The 22,155-nt window shown below is 44.3% G+C and carries 20 protein-coding genes and 2 pseudogenes; 18 read left to right on the top strand and 4 right to left on the bottom strand.

Features of this window, described 5'->3' with window-relative positions; translation table 11 throughout:
• Positions 1 to 168: 168 nt before the first annotated feature.
• Genes H8S65_RS15995 through rpiA form a run of 5 tightly spaced genes read left to right on the top strand, consistent with a single transcriptional unit; the run spans position 169 to position 4,750 of the window.
• A complete protein-coding gene (locus H8S65_RS15995) occupies positions 169 to 1,608 on the top strand; it encodes a tetratricopeptide repeat protein (protein WP_186930863.1) in 1,440 nt (479 codons plus the stop codon).
• Between the two features lie 11 nt (positions 1,609 to 1,619).
• A complete protein-coding gene (locus tag H8S65_RS15990) occupies positions 1,620 to 2,090 on the top strand; it encodes an NfeD family protein (protein ID WP_186930862.1) in 471 nt (156 codons plus the stop codon).
• Between the two features lie 51 nt (positions 2,091 to 2,141).
• Complete coding sequence (floA, locus tag H8S65_RS15985; RefSeq protein ID WP_186930861.1) at positions 2,142 to 3,134, top strand: flotillin-like protein FloA; 993 nt, start codon at positions 2,142 to 2,144, stop codon at positions 3,132 to 3,134.
• Positions 3,135 to 3,138: 4 nt separating this feature from the next.
• Positions 3,139 to 4,002 (top strand): nucleoside phosphorylase, encoded by an 864-nt coding sequence (locus H8S65_RS15980; protein WP_186930860.1) that lies wholly within the window; start codon positions 3,139 to 3,141, stop codon positions 4,000 to 4,002.
• A gap of 52 nt (positions 4,003 to 4,054) precedes the next feature.
• Positions 4,055 to 4,750, top strand: coding sequence for a ribose 5-phosphate isomerase A (rpiA, locus tag H8S65_RS15975; protein WP_186930859.1), 696 nt, complete (start codon positions 4,055 to 4,057; stop codon positions 4,748 to 4,750).
• On the opposite strand, the gene H8S65_RS15970 is transcribed toward rpiA, so the two are convergent.
• Positions 4,740 to 5,483 carry a nitroreductase family protein gene (locus tag H8S65_RS15970; protein WP_186930858.1) on the bottom strand — a complete coding sequence of 248 codons (744 nt, stop codon included), beginning with the start codon at positions 5,481 to 5,483 and terminating at the stop codon, positions 4,740 to 4,742. The genes rpiA and H8S65_RS15970 overlap by 11 nt on opposite strands.
• A 32-nt stretch (positions 5,484 to 5,515) precedes the next feature.
• Positions 5,516 to 6,706, bottom strand: coding sequence for an ATP-binding protein (locus H8S65_RS15965; protein WP_186930857.1), 1,191 nt, complete (start codon positions 6,704 to 6,706; stop codon positions 5,516 to 5,518).
• Positions 6,707 to 6,819: 113 nt separating this feature from the next.
• Between H8S65_RS15965 and H8S65_RS15960 the strand changes: the two genes are divergently transcribed.
• From H8S65_RS15960 to H8S65_RS15935, 6 genes and pseudogenes are all read left to right on the top strand, one after another.
• The gene (locus H8S65_RS15960; RefSeq protein WP_186930856.1) at positions 6,820 to 7,941 is read left to right on the top strand and encodes a DUF362 domain-containing protein; all 1,122 of its coding nucleotides are present in this window, start codon (positions 6,820 to 6,822) and stop codon (positions 7,939 to 7,941) included.
• A gap of 4 nt (positions 7,942 to 7,945) precedes the next feature.
• On the top strand, positions 7,946 to 9,346 hold the full coding sequence (gene mnmE, locus H8S65_RS15955) for a tRNA uridine-5-carboxymethylaminomethyl(34) synthesis GTPase MnmE (protein WP_186930855.1): 1,401 nt from the start codon (positions 7,946 to 7,948) through the stop codon (positions 9,344 to 9,346).
• Positions 9,347 to 9,597: 251 nt separating this feature from the next.
• A pseudogene (locus tag H8S65_RS15950) lies at positions 9,598 to 10,502 on the top strand (helix-turn-helix domain-containing protein).
• A gap of 94 nt (positions 10,503 to 10,596) precedes the next feature.
• The gene (locus H8S65_RS15945; RefSeq protein ID WP_186930854.1) at positions 10,597 to 11,703 is read left to right on the top strand and encodes a site-specific integrase; all 1,107 of its coding nucleotides are present in this window, start codon (positions 10,597 to 10,599) and stop codon (positions 11,701 to 11,703) included.
• Between the two features lie 9 nt (positions 11,704 to 11,712).
• Entirely contained in the window at positions 11,713 to 12,075 is a 363-nt protein-coding gene (locus tag H8S65_RS15940) for a virulence RhuM family protein (protein WP_186930853.1), read from the top strand.
• A gap of 180 nt (positions 12,076 to 12,255) precedes the next feature.
• A complete protein-coding gene (locus tag H8S65_RS15935) occupies positions 12,256 to 13,143 on the top strand; it encodes a mobilization protein (protein WP_186930852.1) in 888 nt (295 codons plus the stop codon).
• Positions 13,144 to 13,296: 153 nt separating this feature from the next.
• Here H8S65_RS15935 and H8S65_RS15930 read toward each other — a convergent pair whose 3' ends face one another.
• Entirely contained in the window at positions 13,297 to 15,162 is a 1,866-nt protein-coding gene (locus H8S65_RS15930) for a nuclease-related domain-containing protein (protein ID WP_186930851.1), read from the bottom strand.
• A gap of 229 nt (positions 15,163 to 15,391) precedes the next feature.
• Here H8S65_RS15930 and H8S65_RS15925 point away from each other — a divergent pair, with 229 nt between their 5' ends.
• The 6 genes and pseudogenes from H8S65_RS15925 to H8S65_RS15900 all read left to right on the top strand — a co-directional run bounded on the left by H8S65_RS15925 (position 15,392) and on the right by H8S65_RS15900 (position 19,872).
• Positions 15,392 to 15,757 carry a helix-turn-helix domain-containing protein gene (locus H8S65_RS15925; RefSeq protein ID WP_186930850.1) on the top strand — a complete coding sequence of 122 codons (366 nt, stop codon included), beginning with the start codon at positions 15,392 to 15,394 and terminating at the stop codon, positions 15,755 to 15,757.
• An 8-nt stretch (positions 15,758 to 15,765) separates the two neighbouring features.
• Positions 15,766 to 17,135: pseudogene (locus H8S65_RS15920) on the top strand (DUF3987 domain-containing protein).
• A gap of 77 nt (positions 17,136 to 17,212) precedes the next feature.
• Entirely contained in the window at positions 17,213 to 18,199 is a 987-nt protein-coding gene (locus H8S65_RS15915; protein WP_222616304.1) for a DUF6371 domain-containing protein, read from the top strand.
• Between the two features lie 5 nt (positions 18,200 to 18,204).
• Positions 18,205 to 18,513, top strand: a complete 309-nt coding sequence (locus H8S65_RS15910) for a MobC family plasmid mobilization relaxosome protein (protein WP_186930849.1) — start codon at positions 18,205 to 18,207, stop codon at positions 18,511 to 18,513.
• Positions 18,503 to 19,432: a relaxase/mobilization nuclease domain-containing protein gene (locus tag H8S65_RS15905; protein WP_186930848.1), complete on the top strand. Its 930-nt coding sequence runs from the start codon at positions 18,503 to 18,505 to the stop codon at positions 19,430 to 19,432. Before H8S65_RS15910 ends, H8S65_RS15905 begins: the two co-directional genes overlap by 11 nt.
• A 35-nt stretch (positions 19,433 to 19,467) precedes the next feature.
• Positions 19,468 to 19,872 carry a hypothetical protein gene (locus H8S65_RS15900; RefSeq protein ID WP_186930847.1) on the top strand — a complete coding sequence of 135 codons (405 nt, stop codon included), beginning with the start codon at positions 19,468 to 19,470 and terminating at the stop codon, positions 19,870 to 19,872.
• 60 nt (positions 19,873 to 19,932) lie between these two features.
• Here H8S65_RS15900 and H8S65_RS15895 read toward each other — a convergent pair whose 3' ends face one another.
• Positions 19,933 to 21,708, bottom strand: a complete 1,776-nt coding sequence (locus H8S65_RS15895; protein WP_255489269.1) for an SIR2 family protein — start codon at positions 21,706 to 21,708, stop codon at positions 19,933 to 19,935.
• A 176-nt stretch (positions 21,709 to 21,884) separates the two neighbouring features.
• Here H8S65_RS15895 and H8S65_RS15890 point away from each other — a divergent pair, with 176 nt between their 5' ends.
• Entirely contained in the window at positions 21,885 to 22,127 is a 243-nt protein-coding gene (locus H8S65_RS15890; RefSeq protein ID WP_186930846.1) for a helix-turn-helix transcriptional regulator, read from the top strand.
• Positions 22,128 to 22,155: the final 28 nt, after the last annotated feature.

Raw genomic sequence — 22,155 nt, 5'->3', positions numbered from 1 at the left:
TTACTAATTAAGAATTAAAAATTAAGAATTAAAAAATAAGGGTTTTGATTCTTGATTTTAATTCCTATTTTTGTAATCGGACACAAAAGTAATGATTTATGATTTTAGATTTATGAATTATAAACCATAAATCCGAGTCATAGATCATAATTCATAAATCTAAAATCGATGAATTGGTTATCTAACAAACTGTTTTACACAATAGGAATTACGTTACTCTGCGGCGGACTGCATGCACAAAGTCTGGCCGAAGCAAAGAAATTATACAATGAAGGCAAGTATGCGGAAGCCAAGCCCGCCTTCGAAAAACTGGTCAAACAAGCACCAAGCAACTCTTCCTATAATCATTGGTATGGCGTCTGTTGCTACGAAACAGGCGATCTGGTCGGTGCGGAAAAGCATCTGAAAGTAGCCGTCAAGCGCAAAGTGCAGGAAGCATACCGCTATATGTCCGAAGTCTACTACAAGACCTATCGTTTCGACGAAGCCGGTGAAATGTTGGAGGAATATATCAACCTGCTGGCAAAGAAAAAACAGGACCCGCAATTGTTCGAAGCCAAGCTCGACCTGGCAAACAATGCACAACGCATGATGGAAAAGGTGGAAGACGTGCAGATCATCGATAGCCTGGTCGTGGACAAAGACGATTTCCTTTCCGCTTATATCCTGAGCGAAGAAAGCGGCACGCTCGATTCCTACAAAGATTTCTTCCAGACAAACGAACCAGTGAACTCGACCGTATACAAGAACCAGAAAGGCGACAAGATTTATTATGCCCATTCGACGGACAACGACCGCTATTGCCTCTTCAGCCAGTCCATGCTTATGGACGAATGGGGAGACGAAAAACAGTTGCCGATGAATATCAACAGCAACAACGACGACAACTATCCGTTTGTCCTTTCCGATGGCGCCACAATCTATTATTCCTCCAAAGGGAACGGTTCGATAGGTGGTTATGACCTCTTCGTCACCCGTTACAACACCAATTCCGACACGTATCTGGCGCCGGAACAATTGGGTATGCCTTTCAATTCGCCCTACAACGACTATATGATGGTCTTCGACGAAGTGAAAGGATTGGGTTGGTTCGTCTCCGATCGTTTCCAGCCGGAAGGAAAAGCCTGCGTCTATCTTTTCATCCCGAATCCGGAACACAAACGGGTGGAGAGCGAAGACATCGAAATGAAACGGACCCGTGCCGCGATCACTTCCATCCGGGATTCCTGGAAGGAAGGTTCCGATTATGCCGACCTGATTCGCCTGTCCCATACGGAAATTCCCTATGGGGAAGAGAAGATCGAAAAGGATTTTGAATTCATCATAGGCAATGATATCGTCTACTACAAATTGGATGAGATCAACAGCCCGGAAGCAAAGAGCTACTACGAAAAAGTGGTTGCCCTGAACAAGCAGATCAAAGAGCTGAATGAAAAACTCGACGGCCTGCGCACTTCCTATGCCGAAGGCAACAAGGCCCGCAAAGAGCAGTTGAAGCCGACCATCCTACAAGCGGAAGAACAACTGAATGCTTTGTTGGAACAGCCCGGCGAACTGGAAAAGAAAGCTCGTAATGCTGAGATCAATTATCTGAAAAACAAACGATAAAACAAGTGTTTATGATATTCGAAACGCTCATCATCGCTTTCCTTATGGTTGTAGCCATCGTGCTCATCCTGCTGGAAATATTTATGTTACCGGGTATTACGGTGGCCGGTGTCGGAGGATTCCTCTTTGCTGCCGGCGGTTTGATCTACGCCTACTCGGTCAGTACGCCGGTGGGAAATGTGACGTTGGCGGTATCATTGCTTGTGTTCGTGGGCTCTTTCGTCTGGTTGTTGCGTTCCAAATCTTTCAACCGGGTGGCTTTGAAAACCGACATAGATTCCAAACTGGTGTCCAGCCGTGACTTGGGAATCGTGCCGGGCGACGAAGGTTTGACGCTTTCACGCCTCGCCCCTATCGGGAAGGCTCGTATTAACGGGATTACCGTGGAGGCCAAATCGGTGGACGAGCTGATTGACGAAAACACACCGGTCGAAGTTATACGTGTCGACGGTTACAATGTAGTCGTAAGAATTAAAAATTAAAATTGAGAATAGAAAAATAAATCATAATTCATAAATCGTAATTCTACTCACATGGAAATGACCTTTGTGCCTATTGCCCTTTTGGGAGCAGCGATATTGCTGCTGGTAATTTTCTTTTATTATGTGCCGTTCCTCCTGTGGATCTCGGCAAAAGTTTCAGGTGTCAACATCTCACTGATACAGCTTTTCCTGATGCGTATCCGTAATGTGCCGCCTTATATCATCACTCGCGCCATGATCGAAGCCCACAAAGCCGGTCTGAAAACGTTGACCCGTGACGAACTGGAAGCGCACTACCTGGCAGGCGGACATGTCGAAAAGGTTGTCCATGCCCTGGTTTCCGCATCGAAAGCGAATATCGACCTCCCTTTCCAGATGGCAACCGCTATCGACCTGGCAGGACGTGACGTATTCGAAGCCGTACAGATGTCGGTAAACCCGAAAGTCATCGACACGCCTCCTGTTACAGCCGTTGCCAAAGATGGTATCCAGCTAATCGCCAAAGCGCGTGTGACGGTTCGTGCCAATATCAAGCAATTGGTCGGAGGAGCCGGCGAAGAGACAATTCTGGCCCGTGTCGGCGAAGGTATCGTTTCCTCTATCGGTTCGTCCGAAAATCATAAGACCGTACTGGAGAATCCTGACTCTATCTCCAAACTCGTGCTCCGCAAAGGACTGGATGCCGGAACAGCTTTCGAAATCCTGTCTATCGACATTGCTGATATCGACATAGGCAAGAACATCGGCGCATTCCTCCAGATGGACCAGGCTCAGGCCGACAAGAATATCGCCCAGGCAAAAGCCGAAGAACGTCGTGCCATGGCCGTTGCCGTCGAGCAGGAAATGAAAGCCAAAGCGCAGGAAGCCCGTGCGAAGGTTATCGAAGCCGAAGCCGAAGTGCCCAAGGCTATGGCTGAGGCATTCCGTAGTGGCAATTTGGGTATCATGGATTATTATAAGATGAAGAATATCGAGGCAGACACTGGCATGCGCGAAGCAATCGCCAAACCGTCAAGTGCGCCTTCGAAACCATTAAAAGACTAAGACAATGATCGCTCCTTCTGAACTTATCATCAATCCCGATGGCAGTTGCTTTCACCTGCATCTGAAACCGGAACAGCTCGCCGACAAGATTATCATGGTCGGCGATCCCGATCGTGTAAATACCGTCGCCTCCTACTTCGATACGAAAGAATGCGAAGTGTCGAGCCGCGAATTTCACACCATCACCGGTACTTATAAAGGAAAGCGCATCACAACGCTTTCACACGGCATCGGGACGGATAATATCGACATCGTCCTGAACGAACTGGACGCACTGGCAAATATCGATTTTGCCTCTCGTACCATCAAGCCGGAATTCCGGCAACTGACAATGGTACGTGTCGGCACTTCAGGAGGATTGCAGCCGTTCGTTCCTGTCGGGACCTATGTGGCGGCGGGGAAATCGGTCGGGTTCGACGGAGTCCTGTATTTCTATGCCGGCTCCGAGAAGGTGCGCGACAGGGCTTTCGAATCGGAACTGATAGGGCAATTGGAATGGAAGCTGAGCGGCATTCAACCCTATGTCGTTTCAGCCGATCCTTCACTGATCGAACAGATCACGCAAGACGATATTATCCGGGGAGTAACGATTGCGGCTAACGGTTTTTACGGTCCGCAAGGCCGTCAGCTACGCCTGCCACTTGCCGATCCGGAGTTGAACCGGAAGATAGAAGCCTTCGAGTTCAACGGTAGTCGGATTACCAACTTTGAAATGGAAAGTTCGTCCCTCGCCGGACTGTCCGCCTTGATGGGACATCGTGCTATGACCGTGTGTTGCATCATTGCCGGACGGGTGGCCAAAGACATGAATACCGAATACAAAGGTTCCATGACCGGTCTGATCGAAACGGTATTAGACCGGATCTGAGAACCGAAGCCCCTTGCCGGTTGTTCTTTATATATATTAAGGTATACGAATCATGGAATGGGGAAAGACAATATTATCATCTTTAGAGTGGGGAAAAAACATCTCCAACAGAGAAGAGAAAGAGAGAGTGGCGGATATCATTTCCTCGATGGTAAAAGAGGGAGAGATCATCGGGGTAGGTTCGGGCTCGACTGCTTATCTGGCCTTATTGAAAATCGCCGGACGGGTGGAAAACGAACAATTGCATATCCGCGCAATCCCGACTTCGCAGGAAATCCGTATGGCATGCGCCCGTTTGGGTATCCCTGTCACCAGCCTGTGGGAACACAAACCGGACTGGACATTCGACGGGGCTGACGAAATAGACACGGAACATAATATGATTAAAGGGCGCGGAGGAGCGATGTTCAAAGAAAAGTTGTTGATCAGTTCCAGTCCCCGCACCTACATTATTGCCGATCCGTCCAAGATCGTAACCAAATTAGGATCTCGCTTCCCGATACCCATAGAGATATTTCCCGAAGCACTTACCTACGTCGAAGAAGTGCTCCGGGCTTATAATCCTAAAGAAATCAAATTAAGAATGGCCGAAGGGAAAGACGGTCCCGTGATCACGGAGAACGGGAACCTGATTCTCGATGCCTGGTTCGATAATATCCCCAATAACCTGGAAGAATCGATCAAATCGATCACCGGGGTTATCGAATGCGGGCTGTTCATACACTACAACGTGCAGATTATTTCATAAAGCCCTGATCTTTCAAAACTTTCAGTAATACGTCGGAGAAATATTCATTGTTGGCCTTTGTATAACGTACATCCGTAAACACTTGGGCTAATGTTTCCTTATCATTCTCCCGTACGAATTGCTTATTTACTTCCAATTCTTCTTTATCGTGATACAACGCATCAATAGAGGCTGGCGTATAATCCGTATAAACCTCCTGGTGGATAACCGCTCCGAGCGGCAGGCGTTCCACCTGGGCGGGTATTCCGTCGGGATAGCCGACCGTGACCGTCACGATAGGGACAACCAGGCGTGGAAGCGACAAAGCGTCGATAATCTTATCCGCATTATAGGCCGTCGTTCCCAAATAGCAGATTCCCAATTCTTTTTCTTCGGCCGCCGTACAGAAACTCTGGGCAAACAGCATCGCATCGATAGTCGAAGCGATAAAAGTCTGGAAATTGTCGAAACCAGCCACGGCATCGCGCTGCTCCGCCCATTTCACAAAACGGTTGGCATCGGCACAGAAGGTGATCACGACTGGGGCTGTTGTGATCATCGGCTGATTGAAATGGGCGGGAGCCAACTTTTCCTTATTCGCCTTATCGCGGGTAATAACCACGCTATACAACTGCATATTCCCCGTATTTGATGCACGGGCGGCAACTTCCAGCAATTCTTTCAATAAGGCATCCGGAATGTCCTGAGCAGTATATTTACGGATCGTCCGTCTGTTTTTCATATTCTCCAACATAACTCACATATTTAGTTTTACGACAAAATCTATCAATAACAAAGGCCAAGCGCCCAGATAGGCATCTTGTTTCCTACGCTCTTAGGCTGTCCGTGTATGGCGGCAAACGTATTTTCCACATTCTTGATACGTTCATAGTCCATCAGCGGATCACCGATCACGAACGTGTATTTTTCATTCACACGATAATCTCCATTATGCAAAAGTTCTACCGTCCCGCAATTAGACATCTGATCGACAAAGAATGTCTCGCCCAAGTAAATCCGCTCCATCTCCCGGAAAAGGCTTGCCATCAGATTCGTGTTCGCCAGAAAAGAACGATACGAACGGGCCAGTCCGCCGTCTTCTTTCCTGACCTGTAAAAAGCGGAGCGCTCCTATCTCTTTTACATAATCCAGTAACTTGTGCATCTGCGTGTTATCCATCTCGTACTTGGATGTCAACGTTTGCATGCGGGGAAATTCCGGAGCCTCTTTAGCAAGCTGAATCAGCAATTGTTTCATCTTCCGGAACATGGCATTGTTCATCTGGCGAATGGCAGGCAGGTCCACATCGACCGAATCCCGTACCAAATCCTGCAAACGGAAATTGAAGGCATCCGGATCTTCCCAATAGAAAGGATAGCAACCATGTTCCAGATAATTCCGGAAAATGGGGACTACGTTTATTTCGTCCATCACCTGTTGCGTCACTTCCGCATGGTTAAGCAAAAGCTCGTCCAACGGGACCGGTTTGAGATCCAGCGCACCTTCATAGGACAAATATTCACGGAACGACATGGTATGCAACGTATACCAATCGCCTTTCTCACCAAAAGACGGCTCCATCGTTTCACCTTCGACCAGCAAAGGTGCGGCAAACACAATCTGCATATCAGGATAATTCTCTTGCAAACGCTCTATCGCCTGTGTCCAGCTTCCATACCGATGGACATTATCCAGAAAAAGATGTCTGCCCCCCTTTTCATAGAATTGCTTGACCGTTTCGGACAACATACGCCGTTCCTGAAACCATATATTATCGAGCGGCAAATACAGGGCTTCATGAGAATCGCCATAAGCTGATTTGATATGTTGCAACAAAAGCATAGTTTTTCCCACACCTTTCGCACCAAAGATACCGATCAATCTCCTGTCCCACTTGACCTGCCGGGATAAGTAACGTTGGAAACTCAGATTTACGCCTTTAAGTAATTGCTCATGGTTTAACCGAAACATGTCCATAATTTAACTGATTTGACACAAAAATACTATATAAAAGCCAATCTACAAAACCAACAACTCGCAGGAAGAATAGTTTTTTTCGTACCTTTGTCCACATAAAAACCAATAAACAAATGGAAACGTCTAAAGTTTACTTTACCAATCTCCGTACGACCCCATCCAGCAACCTGCTGGACAAGATGGAACGTCTTGTAAAACGTGCGGGCATAACAAACATTGATTTCCAAAATCAGTTTGTAGCGATTAAGATCCATTTCGGCGAACCGGGCAACCTGGCTTATATTCGTCCGAACTATGCTGCCCGAATAGCTACGTTGCTTCGCGGCTTAGGGGCAAAGCCTTTCCTGACGGATTGCAACACCTTGTATTCAGGTCGCCGCGCCAATGCTGTAGATCATTTGGAGAGTGCAATGGAAAACGGTTTCAACCCTATTTCCGCCAAATGCGATGTGATTATCGCCGACGGCCTGAAAGGGACCGAATACCGTGAAATCGAAATCGACGGTGAATATTGCAAAGCTCCTAAAATCGGTTCCGCCATTGCAGATGCAGACATTGTCATTACCATGAACCATTTCAAAGGACACGAGCAGACCGGATTCGGCGGCGCTTTGAAGAACCTCGGCATGGGATGTGCCAGTGTGGGTGGAAAACTCGAACTTCACTCGGCATCGCAACCCCGAATCGACATCGAAAGTTGCAAAGGTTGCAATATATGCGTCAAGCATTGCCGCCACGATGCCATTCATTTGAACGCTTCGCGTAAAGCGGAAATCGACTACGCTAAGTGTGTCGGTTGCGGCCAGTGCGTCGCTCTTTGCCAATACGACGGAGCCGTCATGGGGGAAGGCGACACGTCAGAACGTTTGAACTATAAGATTGCCGAATATTCCAAAGCTGTCTTGTCGGGCAAACCGAATTTCCATATCAGTTTTATCATGAATGTCTCGCCTGAATGTGATTGCTGGAACCATAATGATGCGGCGATTGTGCCTGATTTGGGTATCGCCGCCTCTTTTGACCCGGTCGCATTAGACAAGGCTTGTGCCGATATGGTGATCAAAGCTCCGATCCTGGAGACAGGCAATCGCCTTTCCGACTCTCCCCATCACGAGCACCTGGAAGGTTGCGACAAATTCCATATCATGCACCCCGATACAAACTGGCAGGCAGGGTTGGAACATGCTGAAAAGATCGGCCTCGGAACACAGAAATATGAATTAATAACCGTATAGACTAATGGAAGATACTATCTGCGCCGTATCAACAGCCCCCGGAGCCGGGGGGATTGCCGTCATCCGCGTTTCCGGACCGAAAGCAATCGCAATCTGCAACACGATATTCGTACCGAGTACTGCAGGGAAAGACCTGTTGTCACAGAAGGCCTATACATTGCGTTACGGTAGTATCAGGCGTGGTGAAGAACTCATAGACGAGGTGTTGGTCGCCCTTTTCCGTGCACCTCACTCTTTTACCGGCGAAGATACGGTAGAGATCACCTGCCACGGTTCCGTCTACGTCCAGCAACAGATCATGCAGCTTTTGATTGAAAGCGGTTGCCGATCCGCCCTCCCCGGCGAATATACGCAACGCGCCTTCATGAACGGCAAGATGGACTTGAGCCAAGCCGAGGCGGTTGCCGACTTGATCGCCTCGACCTCAGCCGGCCAGCACCGTTTGGCATTAAACCAGATGCGCGGTGGTTTCAGCCATGAACTAAGGAACTTGCGCGAACAACTTCTGCATATCACTTCTTTGATGGAACTGGAACTGGATTTCAGCGACCATGAGGAATTGGAGTTCGCCGACCGTAGTGAACTTAGCACGTTGGCGGCCCATATCGAAACGGTCATATCACGCCTGGCCAACTCTTTCAGTGTAGGAAACGCGATCAAGAATGGCATTCCGGTTGCGATCATAGGTGAGACGAATGCCGGAAAATCGACTCTGCTGAATGTCTTACTGAATGAGGACAAAGCGATTGTCAGCGATATCCACGGCACGACTCGTGACGTCATTGAAGACACGATTAACATCGGAGGAATCACTTTCCGTTTCATCGACACCGCCGGCATCCGCGAAACGCATGATGTGATCGAAAGTATCGGTATCGAACGAACCTTCCAAAAACTCGACCAGGCAAACATTGTCCTCTGGATGATAGATGCCGCCGATGCATCCTTGCAGATCGCCCAATTATCCGAAAAGATACTGCCCCGCTCAGAAGGGAAGCAGCTAATCCTCGTTTTCAACAAAGCCGACCTGCTCACCGGCACATCCGATGTCATCTCTGTGAGACGCAACGTTGCGTCTCTTCCCGAAAACGTAAAATCCATCTTCATCTCGGCCAAGAAAAGAGAGCATATCGACGAGTTGCAAGATCTTCTGATCCAAGCCGCCCATATCCCTTCTTTATCCCAAAACGACATCATCGTCACCAACATCCGCCACTACGAAGCCCTGACCCACGCCCTCGAGTCCATCCACCGCGTCCAGGAAGGCTTATCCGCCAACCTTTCCGGTGATTTCATCTCCCAAGACCTAAGAGAATGCATCTTCCACCTCTCAGATATCGTCGGAGAGGTCACGACAGACCAGGTGTTGGGGAATATATTTGAGAGGTTTTGCATCGGGAAATGACAGGTGATTACCATCGATTAGCATATGTCATCAACAATTATTAAGGCGTTCATTTTGAACGCCTTTCTTTTTAGCCTTATAAGCGATAGTCATCGTTTATAGAGCTTTTTCAGCTCATTTTTGTACCGCATTTGTTGCTCGCTTATTTGATGCTCGCGATGCCGATGGAAAGGTAATAGAGGGACTTTACGCCATTTTACACGGTTTTACGGGAATTTACAGAAATAACGGAGAAATAAAGGTGAAATAAAATGAGTAGCAACTTGAAAATTAAGCGGATTTGCGCTTGGTGCGGTAAAGAGTTTATCGCCCAAAAGACAACTACTGCGTGTTGTTCCAAACAATGCGCCAACGCTCTTTACAAAAAGAAGAAGCGTGACGAAGCGATTAAGGCAAACAATCAAATCGTGGAGAAGAAGATTGTAGAAAAGCCTATCGAAAAAATCAAAGACAAACCGTTTCTAACAATTACCGAAACTGCAATCTACCTCGGAGTAACCCGACCTACCGTTTACAGTTACATAAAACGAGGTGAATTAAAGGTCATTCGATTAGGCTTCAAATACCTTTGAATAAAGAGGATATAGATGAACGATTCAATAACCCAGTAGAGTTTCATGCTCCAACAAAAGAGAAAGCCCCTATCACTGACTTCTACACCACTGCCGAAGTCAAAGAGAAATACCATGTCCATGAATCGTGGGTATTCGCCATAGCCAAGAAACAAAACATACCTCGCACTTTCAATCGTGGTAAAACCTACTGGAGTAAGAAGCACATAGACTCTTACTTTGCCAAGAAAAAGCCTAATGCAGACATCACAGAATGGTACAGCACCCAAGAAATGCAGGACAAATTCGGCATGACCCTCTCCGCTATCTACACTTTCGTTTACAAGAATGCCATTCCGAAGAAGAAAGAAGGCATCATGGTGTACTATTCTAAGAAGCACGTGGATATAGCCAAAGGAGTTGCTGCGCCCGAAGAACCGCAATATTATACGGTAGCCGAAGCGATGAAGAGGTTCAATCTTACCCGTGACCAGCTCTACCATTATGTGAAATATCATAATATCCCGAAGGTCAAGAAAGGCAAATACACGCTCATTTCCAAGCCCGAACTGGATAAGCTACTCGCAGCTCCAAAGATAGAATAATCCGATGGATGGTTTTTTCTCGGTGAATGTAGCCACCATTGAATCACCCTTTTCCTTTGCACCAAACAATTGTAAAACTCTAAATATAAACAGTATGGCACACACGTGTACAAAAGTAACAGTTCGTCAGAGAGCGATTCGGAATAATCGCATCTCCTTGTATCTGGATTATTATCCGGCAGTCCGTAATCCTGAAACCATGCAGATGAGCCGCCGCGAATATCTCGGTATCTACATCTATGCCCACCCGAAGAACGAAATGGAACGGGAGTTCAACAACGATATGCTGAACAAGGCAGAGGCTATCCGTTGCATCAGAGTTCAATCGCTTATCAATGAGGAGTTCGGCTTCTTGGATAAGACCAAGCAGAAAGCTGACTTACTTGCCTACTTCAAGAAGATGTGCCGGAACAAGGACCAGAAATGGCAGTTTGTCTATCAGCATTTCCACAACTTCGTCAAAGGGCAATGCACCTTTGGCGATGTGAATGTGGATCTGTGCAAGAAGTTCCGTGAATACCTGCTGAACGCCAAGCAACTCAAACATAGTAATCGCCCTATATCCCTCAATTCGGCATCCGGCTACTACTCCACTTTTAGAGGATTGTTGAAGATTGCCTATCGGGACAAATGGTTTCGGGAGAACATCAATGACTACCTTGATAAGATTGAGCCGCAAGATGTGAAGAAGGAGTATCTGACACTGGACGAGGTAAAGCAACTTGCCGCCACTCCTTGTGACATCCCGGTCTTGAAAGCGGCTTCTTTGTTCGCTTGCCTGACCGGATTACGTATCAGCGACATTCTCAACCTGCAATGGGAAGACTTCGCCCTCGCTCCCGACCAAGGCTATTGCCTGCGTATCAGAACACAGAAAACCCAGACGGAAGCTACACTCCCCATCAGCTACGAAGCCTACGAACTGTGCGGCACACCCGGAACGGGTAAAGTATTCAAGGATTTGAAGCGGAGCATGATTAACTATCCGCTGAAAAACTGGCTCAAAAAAGCCGGAATCACCAAATCAATCAGCTTTCATTGCTTCCGACATAGCTACGCAGTTATCCAAATTTCTTTAGGTACAGACATTTACACCGTTTCAAAGATGCTAACGCATAAGAACGTGTCCACGACTCAGATATATGCAGACCTCGTAAATGCCAAGAAACGAGAGACAGCCAACAAAATATCACTCAAATAAATTGTAGCCATGAAGCGAGGAATCATAATAAACTACGAACAAGGCATCCATATTTCTGATGGTGAAGTATGGATGACTGCTTGGGAGATTGCCGACCTATTCTATACAACAGCTGGTGTAATCAACTCCCGAATAAAAGCGATATTGAAAGCCAATATCTTAAAGGAATATGAAGTCTGCCAATGTATAAGGTTAGAGAATGGAAACAATGCCGATGTGTATAATCTCAACATGATTATAGCCCTGTCCTATCAAATAAATACAGGACATTCCATAGCATTCAGAAAATGGCTTATCAGTAGAGTTGCCTCCAAACAGAAAGGCACATCTCTTTTTATTCCAAAAAACGCAGCTAACACATACAATTGTTGATACCCACTCTAAAAGTCCGACTTGGTTTTACTCTATGTCGGACTTTTCTTTTCTATTGTATCACAGTCAACCTGGAATAATGCTACCTATCAGTGCCAAAAGCTGCCACTTCCATGGAAATGTATCTATACACCTTGCAAATGATATATATTTGCACACAAACGATTAACATACATCACTATGGAGCAGAAAAAGATAGAACATATAACTTTGAATCTGATTGTTTTCGGGACAATCGTTATCATTAGTGTTTTAGCCCGTCAGACCGTACTACACTATGGTTGGGATGAGTTCAGCAGCAATCTTATTTTCGTGGTATGCTCCATTATCATAGGAGCAATCTATTTCAATCTTCAAATGATATTCGGACAATTCCTTTCACCAACAATAGAGAAGTACTTTATGAGATTTGAATGCTACCGCAATAAGGCTGTGGTCGTAGAAGCTCCAGCAGTAAACTCGGAACTTGCCGAAAGTGCTATAAATTCAGAACCTATCATTTCTGAACCAGAACCCGAAATTGAAATCGAAACTACATCTGACATAACAGAAGAAGTTTATACTCCATCATGTTCCGAACTCAACGAAGACGTGGCAGAACTTCCAAAGGAAGAAGCCCCACCTTCTACTATCAATAATATACCTATCGAAGAATCCAATCTGCCAACAGAATACGAGGTGTTCCGCGCCAACGCTATGGCTAAAAAGGAACGAGCATCACAAGAAAAGTTAGATAAGGTTCTCACATATACGAAACAAAACTTGGTTCTTTATCTTAGCGAAACTGACCTCAATCGTTTATGTGGATATATTACGGAATACTATCTATCCGATTCCCTGCCTAAAGTAGAACAAATAAAGGTTGATGCTCAATTAAAAAACATTGACATCATGCACTTTGGTTGGAATATAGGTAAGGCATTTGGCAAACCACGCTTACAGACTGCCACATTTATAAAGAGGGTATTCGCTCATACTCTCCGTGATTCAGAAATATCGACCATTGAGCGCAAAATGTCACACACAGAATCTGAGTGCAAGATTAAACTGGATAGAAAAATTGCATAGCAGCAATACCATTAGGCATTATCCATTTCATCCCAGTAGTCCATCGTTTGAGAGTCTCTGACACAGGCTTTATCTTCTGTCCCACATTGAACAATATATCATCTATAAGATCTTAAAAATAACCTTTATGCATTTCACCGAACTCACGCAATTTTACTTCCACCTTTCAATGATATCGCCATTTAATTCATTCAATTCAAAACTTCGTGGATAGTCCGGTATCTTATAATACTTTTTATACTCCAAATCCAATTCGCTTTTAAAGCCAAGTCCAACGTGATAATAAGCATCAAAGATAGCTCCCATATTGTAATCCGTACTAATCACCGTGTCTTTATCCGCATATTCCTTGAATTGTTCACGATCATTCAAATACCAACCACAAATTTCCAATTCATCACCACACACAATGTGCTCTTGTAGTCTTTCCCTGTAATCAAGGAACTCTAAGAAACGTGATGGTGCAATACCCTTAAGAATCTTCTTCATCAATAAGAAAAACGCCTCCAAATCATCAATACAAACCGACCAAGGATATAAGGCATCCTCATCCTTCTCCAGTAAGTTACCAAGGTTGGTTTGAATTGTTCCATACTTAAAATCCGTAACAACAATAGACCATATCTCACTGATATTTCCATTTTTTAAATGGTATAACACCTTTTTCTTGTCATCTGCATCAAGAATATCAACATCTTTACCATCCAAGAGCACTTTTTCAACGCGTCTACATTGGTCATAGCCTAATTGGATAGCATTCTGATAATCCCTTTTTATCCTATCATATGCCTTTAGTGGATCTCGAAATGGTTCACGAAATTTACAATCCTTTATCTCTACTATAATGCACGTGTTTCCGATAATAACCAGCAAATCATTCTCCGAAATACCATCAAGGCTATAGTTGGCAAAAATTTTGGCCTTTTCTGGAAAGAAAGTTCTAAATACTTCTGCAACCTTCTTTTCAAAGGCAAAATCCTTGTTCTGCTTATATTTTTTCGTAGGTACATCTTTAATTAGCATATCATCCAGTCTGAAGAACAACCCCTCAAACAAGAACTTACTACAAGGACAAATATATTTTCCACCCACAGGAATAAGTGGATTTGATTCCGAATGATGTTTGCCGGCATAATAAACAGTCTTACCTTTCTGTGAATCCTTGTCATAAGAAAAGAACTTCAGGATCTGGCACAAACTTTCTGCAGCTATATCTACATTCATCAATTCCTTTGATTCATGAACTGCGACTTCCCCTGGATTTGTAGTTAAACTATCCAGCATGCCCCTTAATTCAGGTTGATGCCACCAATCACGTGGATCATCCAATCCTCTTTCCTCAAACTTTTGAGTCAATTTGTACCATTCCTCAGGATGAGCACTGTAAAAATGTAAGTTATCAGCGAACGGTTGGCAAATACTATTTAATTTACCATTATTCAATTCTCTCACATGCATAATAAATTTCAATGCCTCATCTATTCCAAAACCGCAACGTGATTTGATATATCCGTCATACGGTTTGAGATATCTGACAATTCTATCCAACGTCTGCTCCTCATAACTTAACACAGCATTACTAAAATAGCCCATGAATGTTGGTAATGATACTTCTATCTTTTCATCGCGCTCATCATGGTACAAATCTCCATCATTGGGGAAGCCGATATTAACAAAATAAGTCATTTCTATTTCATCTAGCAAAATGGCAATTCTCTGCCAACGTTCACCATCCATATCAACAGATTCTTCCCGCATATCAATTGAGTAATACACATCTATCAGGTAAAGTGTCTGCCTCATAGGTGATTGCAGATGTGTATATAGAGGCGAATCCTTTTTAGCATCCAGTTCAAGAATCAGCCGCATAGCGTGAATCAGGAAGGATTCCTCCTTCACTGGCACGAGTTCCTTCTTAAGATCGCAGACGATTTCCTCAATTGTTCGATGATGCTCTTTTGCCTCCATCATCTTCAGATAAGCATCCTGAAAATTATAATTATCATCTATCTTCTTCATTATATGTCAGTTTTTACAAAGCCCTCCATCATCTACCTCTAATATATTCAATCAAAGATAAATTATAGCTTAAATAGCCATTGGGTATTCCGTACAACAAAGGTACTTAAATTCCTCGTAATCATCTCTTATTACCTTCAAAAAGTTATCTATCGGTTATATTTTAGTGAATGATTCCACCATTGAATCACCCATTTCCTTTGCACCCGAACAATTAAAAAAGTCGCGTATGCAACAAGAAACAATCACTTTCGATAAGCTGCCGCAAGCGGTGACTTATCTGACCGAACAGGTCGCGGAATTAAAGCAAATGGTATCGGCTCTCCAACCCTCTACACAGGACAAACACGTGTTGGTAGGGATTGAAGAGGCTTGCCGCATTGTCAAGAAAGCCAAGCCTACCGTCTATGCGTTGGTGAGGAAAGGGCTGCTCCCTGCCTACAAGAAAGGCAAGCAACTCTATTTCTATGAGGACGAACTTCTGGTATGGATTGAGAACGGATGCAAGAAAACATCTGAGCAGAATTATGAGGAAATGCAGAAAGCCATGCAAAGCGGTGTGCGCCATAAGCCTAAAAACCGAATCAATTTATAATGCCGCCTATGGAAACATTGTCTATAAATCCGGCATCCATCATTGACAAGGCGATTGACATGAGCAACAGCCTGACGGGTACGCAATTCCCCATCAGCGTATTCCCTGCCAAGATTCAGCGCATTATCAATGAAGTGCATGAATGTCACAGCTATCCGACCGACTACGTGGCCGCATCTATCCTGACTGCCTTTGCAGTGGGGATTGGCAACACGCACCTTGTGCAAATCAAGCAAGGGTGGTTGGAAAGTACCATTCTCTACATGGCACTGATAGGAAGACCAGGAGCGAACAAGAGCCATCCGCTCAGTTTTGCCATGAAGCCGTTCCTCGATTACGACAATGAGCAGAACCAAGAGTTTGAGAAAGCGTATCAGAAGTACGAAATGCAGATGAGCATGAGCCGCAAAGAACGTGCGGAAAATGGAGAAGAGCAGTTTCCACAGGAACCGATACGCAAACGGTTCTTGGTGTCGGACGTAACGCCCGAAGGTTTGAGTTTCATCCATGCGCAGAACAAACGGGGATTGTGCCTGTGGGCAGACGAACTATCCGCTTGGTTCAAGAACTTTAACCGCTATAACAACGGTTCGGAAGAACAATTCTGGCTATCGGTATTCAGTGCCAAGACCACCATCTCCGACCGCAAGAGTACCAAGAGTTCCATCTTCATCAAGCGACCGTACATATCGGTACTATCCAAAAGAAAATACTGAACGAACTGGCAAAAGGCGAGCGTTCAAGCAACGGTTTCATTGACCGTATCCTATTCGTGATGCCTAACCTTCAGCAGAAGGCGAGGTGGAATGACAAGGAGTTGCCCAAAGAGGTGGAACAAGAATGGCAGCGTATCGTTGAGAAGCTCATCCGATTGGAATGCAGCTACAACGAGAATGGAGAGATAGAGCCTTGCATTCTTCTTTTTGCTGACGATGCACGGCAGAAACTCTACGAATGGCAACATCGGTTCTCCGAGCTTTGCGACCGTGAAAGCAATGACACCATCGTGAGCATTTTCTGTAAGCTGGAAATCTACATCATCCGCTTCTGTCTGATAATCCAAATGGCGAGATGGACTTGCGGAGAATGTGAGAAGACTTGCATCGACTTGCTGACGGTGGAACGAGCCATCCGGCTGACGGAGTATTTCAAGGAATCGGCTTTACGGGTGCAGCACATTCTGAATGATGCGACCTTCAACAGCCAGCAACAGGCTGTGGCAAACCAATTACCCCATTCGTTCACCACAGCCCAAGCGATACAGATTGCGGAACAGAACGGCATGAAGGAGCGGACATTCCAACGCTTCTTGAATGACAATATCGGCATCCTGTTCCGCAAAGAGAAACATGGAGAATATTCAAAGATTAACCCGTGACGTTTTTGTCGCTTTTGACACTTTCACCCATGAAAACGACAATAGTGACAATAACGATACATCAAAAATAGAAAGGAATGAATACACATAGATTCATATTAGAGCCGTACAAGGACATCGGCACTCGGAACACCTGTCCGGCTTACCATCGGAAAAGAAGCTTCTCCCGATATATCGACACGGAGAAGAAGATAACGTTTCCCGATTATGTAGGGCGGTGCGACCGTGAACAAAAGTGCGGCTACCATCTTACGCCACGTGAGTTCTTTGAACGGAATCCAATGGAGAAAGAGAAGCTGACCAATGAACAAAGTTTCATGCAACAACCAATGATGGAGATGAGAACGATAAAGGCAAATTCCATTTCATACATCGACACGGGAATAGTCTATCAGTCATTAAAAGGCTATCCGAAGAACAGGCTGTTTCAGTTCCTGACCTCACAGTTCGGAGAAGCCGCTGCCATGAAGTTGATGAAGAGGTATCGTGTCGGTTCTTCCAAACATTGGGACGGGGCTACGGTATTTTGGCAGATTGACCGTGACGAGCGTGTGAGGACGGGTAAGATAATGCTTTACAATTCAGAGACAGGCAAACGAGTGAAGCATCCCTTCAATCATGTCACGTGGGTACACTCGCTTCTGCATAAGGATGGCTTCCATTTGAGGCAATGTTTCTTTGGCGAACATCTGTTGGCAAGCGACCCAACTCGCCCAGTGGCACTTGTCGAAAGCGAGAAGACCGCTCTCTTTGCCTCCTACTCTTTGCCGCAATATCTATGGATTGCTTCGGGTGGAAAGAACGGATGCTTCAACGAATATAGCCTTTCTGTTCTTGTCGGAAGAAACGTTGTCTTATTCCCGGACTTGGGGGCAACCGAATATTGGAAGGGCAAAATCGGACTGATGAAAGGGTACGGAATAGATGTCCGGCTTGGAGCTGGTAAAACGATGGTTTTTGAGATAAGCAAGTTAATGTCGGCGTATTACATTCCCCGACCACTTGCCACCTCAATCCTATCGTTGGCGGCTCCCGATGGTCACGATTATTCAAACTTAAAATGATTCAAATGGAAAAGAAACATACGATTACATTACGCCTTTCAGGAGAGCAATTCGGTTGGCTGGAGGCATTATGCAGACGAAGCAAACAGAGTAAAAGCGAAGTGATCCGCTCACTGCTCGAACAAGGTTCGGTCAGGGAACGGATATCAAAAGAGCACCTGCACATCATACGGCAATTGATTGGAGAAAGCACGAACCTCAACCAGTTGGCAAAGCAGGCAAACACTTACGGCTTCCTTTCGGTCGTAAAGGAATGCAGGGAAATGGCGAAAAGTATTTCTCAACTTATAAGGCGGTTGAAGGATGATAAGTAAAATGACAAAGGGCACTTCGTTCAGCGGTTGCGTCTGTTACGTTCTTCGGGAAGACAAGGCAAGACTGTTGGAAGCCGTTGGCGTGGAAGGCTCTCCCAACCAAATGGCAGAGCAGTTCGAGCTTCAATCCTTACTCAATGATAAGGTAAAGAATATTGTCGGACACACTTCGCTGAACTTCTCTCCGAAAGATGCTGACAGGTTGAGGAATGATGATGCGCTGATGCTTAAAATCGCCCGTGAATATATGGAGAAGATGGGTATTCGGAACACACAATATATCGTTGCCCGACATACCGACCGCAAGCATCCGCATTGCCACATCGTGTTCAACCGGGCGGATAATGACGGTAAAACGATTTCGGACAAGAACGACCGTTATCGAAGTGAGAAAGTATGCAAGATGCTGACGGCTAAATATCGGCTGCATTTTGCCAATGGCAAGGAGAACATCAACGAGGAACGCTTACGACCGTATGACCGTGCCAAGCATGAAATTTACAAGGTACTGAAAGAAGAATTGCCAAAGGCTTATGACTGGAATGAGTTGAAAGAGGCACTTGAAGGTCATGATATTGGCATGAAATTCAAAGTCAACAGGAAAACACGGGAGGTTCAGGGCGTGAAGTTCGAGTATGGCGGATTCACGTTCCCCGGCTCAAAGGTTGGAAGGGAGTTCAGCTACCTGAACATCGAACGGCAGTTTGAGGATAACTCGATTGACTACTCTTATTGCGAACAGCCCAAGCCGCAACATGAGGAAAAACAGATAGAACCACAATCTGACGAATCTAATTTTGGAGGATTAGGATTGTTCATGCCTTCTTCTGGTACTGCTTACGATACCGCAGAACAGGCTTTTGAGAACGAACTGAAAAGGAAGAAAAAGGCTAAGCGCAAGCGAGGCTTTCATTTATAATTCACTATTTATTAACTTTTTAAATTCAATCATTTATGTTACAAAACGATTTGATTCTTGATTTCAATCTCTACTTGTGTGAGAAGTTCGGCTACAGAAACAGTTGTAGCGTGATGCAAAATGCCAATGGCTTTTGTGTGGATGTCCGTGAACGTGAATTAGACTGCTACATCCGCTTTTGGGAGTACAGCAATGGCGTGAACGGTTTTCCTGATTGGTGTATCATCATCGTGCGCAGTAACTTCAAGAAGAACCAAGCCGAAAACCTGAAAGACTTGGCTCGTTTCTTCAAGGAATACATGCCACGCTACGGTTACAAATACCTTGCAACCGAACAGGATGATTACAAGTATTACCAAACTCTTGGTTTGAAAGTTATCCATCAAGACCTGTTCGGACAGTATAATTATGGATTAGCGATGAAAGATTTGGATATCTGATATTCTTGCAACGATACGGAGAATGTGTCAAAATAGGGCACACTCCCCGTATCATTTCTATTAATAACGAGCATATTGAGCAATAAAAGCAGTCGCTTGCTCATTTATCTCTTTATAATTTTCATATCGTCCACCAAACATTCCCTGTTTTATGGGAGGCCATTCATTTTTGAGAGAGTCTGCACTCTCCCAAAATATGATATATGGTTCTTCTCCAGCTCCTCTGAATTTGCATTCTCTTTCACTTCGCACAAATTGTCCTAAAGGTATTGAAAACTCTCTTAATATGTAGCATTTATTATAACCATACACTAACGACTTCAAGCGTTCCCATATATAAAATGTATTTTCATACTCCGAATTAACAACGAAATAATTCTTGAATAAAGGGCGCAGTTCTTCAAGTAAAAAGTGACTGATTGGATAGTAGTATCGTTGCCCAATTAACTCGTTCCATGTTTCATAATTCCAATGAGTACTCCCTAACAAGTATAACAATGGTTCTCTATATGAAACCGTTATAAAATTAGGTGCAGGTACAGATAATTTTAGAATGCAGTCAAGTTCCTTATACCTATTGTATTTTACACAAGTAACACCGATTACATTTAGCAGCAACATCGGAGCAAGTGCATGCAAATACTGAGTTTCTTCACGGGTAATCTCCCCATTCTTAAAAGGCTTCGTACACAATTTTATCAATAAATCACCCAACGGCTTAATATGATACCATTTCCCCCATCTGACCACCAATATCGCTATTTCTAATAGAGGTGTGATTGCACCTTTGTGGATTTTCAAATATCGGGAAAAAGTATCTTGCGTTAGGGAGAAAGCATATTGAGCATGAGCATTTATTTCTTTATAAGCATCATTCCCCAATCTTTCTATTAAATCGGCATATTCTATATCATATTGATTGGATGACAGATATTTTTTACACTTCGCTATCATCATATCATAGCTCATAGTTTTACTGATATGATTCTCATTCAGGGCAGAAACCTGTTCCCATAACTCAGAAAACATCCCGTCAGCACCATTTATGGGTAATAATTCTCCGTTTCTTGAACTAGACAAATCTTGTACAATCTCCTTTGCCGCACCAACTGTTGCAAAAAACGAATTATACCTAGACATAGTTGCTTCGGACATTATTCTAATAAGCCCTTTATCCCATTCTCCAGACCAACCACAAGTTATAAGTCCATAATCTTCAAAAATCCGTTTCAAATATTGCTTCATAACTGGTGGGTATTCATCTAATTCCTCTGAAGTATTCCTAAATTGGCAATCAATGTAATCTCCATTGATTTTCACAATTGTAGGAATTTGACAATGAGCAAGAGGGGTTGCCTGAGAAATAGCGGCTTCACAAGAAATCACTTGTGGGGTTATTCCTTCCATTTCAAACGCTTGTTCCAACAACCTGTCAAAGTTTGTCGTCAAAACAACACGTATATAACCTGCTTTAGCCAACTTAGCAATGGCTTTATGTGCTTTTGTTGGTTGTTTCCAACCTAAACTTTTCTCATCATCTGTAGGTTCAAAAAACTGTTTCATTAATTGTACCCGCTCGGTTGGGGTCTTTACCAACTCTTCCAACAATAATGAGTATGAGGCATCTTTCTCATATTTTTCTTTAAACCATTGGTGAGCATCAGTATTTATCATTTCTCTAGTCGAAACAGCCAACTGTTCTATCAAATTCGTTTCAACTTCCCACCCTGTCGGTATATGCGCCGAACGTGATATCCCAGAACCAAGCAAAAGAGCGTAAGCACCTTTGTTTGAATACATGGAAAAAGCTAATGTCGTCAGTTTTTCTATTTTCATAATTTTACATTCAAATGGTAAGTGCAAAGTTAGTCCTTTTTATTGAGTTCTTGAGCTTGTTTTACCATATATTTGGTGCAATTCGCAATTCTAATGGAAAATCACGTAATCTGAATGATGTTTGGTTGAAATAAATTCATTACTTTTGCAGCATAAGATGAATAATATAATCCAAAATGGAAACTACAAAGGATATAAATCGGATTAAGGTGGTGCTTGTGGAGAAGAAGCGGACTAACAAGTGGTTGGCTGAACAGTTGGGAAAAGACCCTGCCACGGTATCGAAATGGTGTACCAACACTTCGCAACCGGGATTGGAAACATTATTGCAGATTGCCAATGTACTTGAAGTCGATGTTAAAAAGTTGCTGAACTCCTCTTTGGACGAGAATATTCAGACAGTCAGACTCGTTAAATGACAATACCAAACTTTAATTCCCCCTGATA

Source organism: Parabacteroides hominis (assembly GCF_014287585.1).
GTDB classification, from domain to species: Bacteria; Bacteroidota; Bacteroidia; order Bacteroidales; family Tannerellaceae; genus Parabacteroides; species Parabacteroides hominis.
This window is presented reverse-complemented; position numbering and strand designations above follow the sequence as displayed.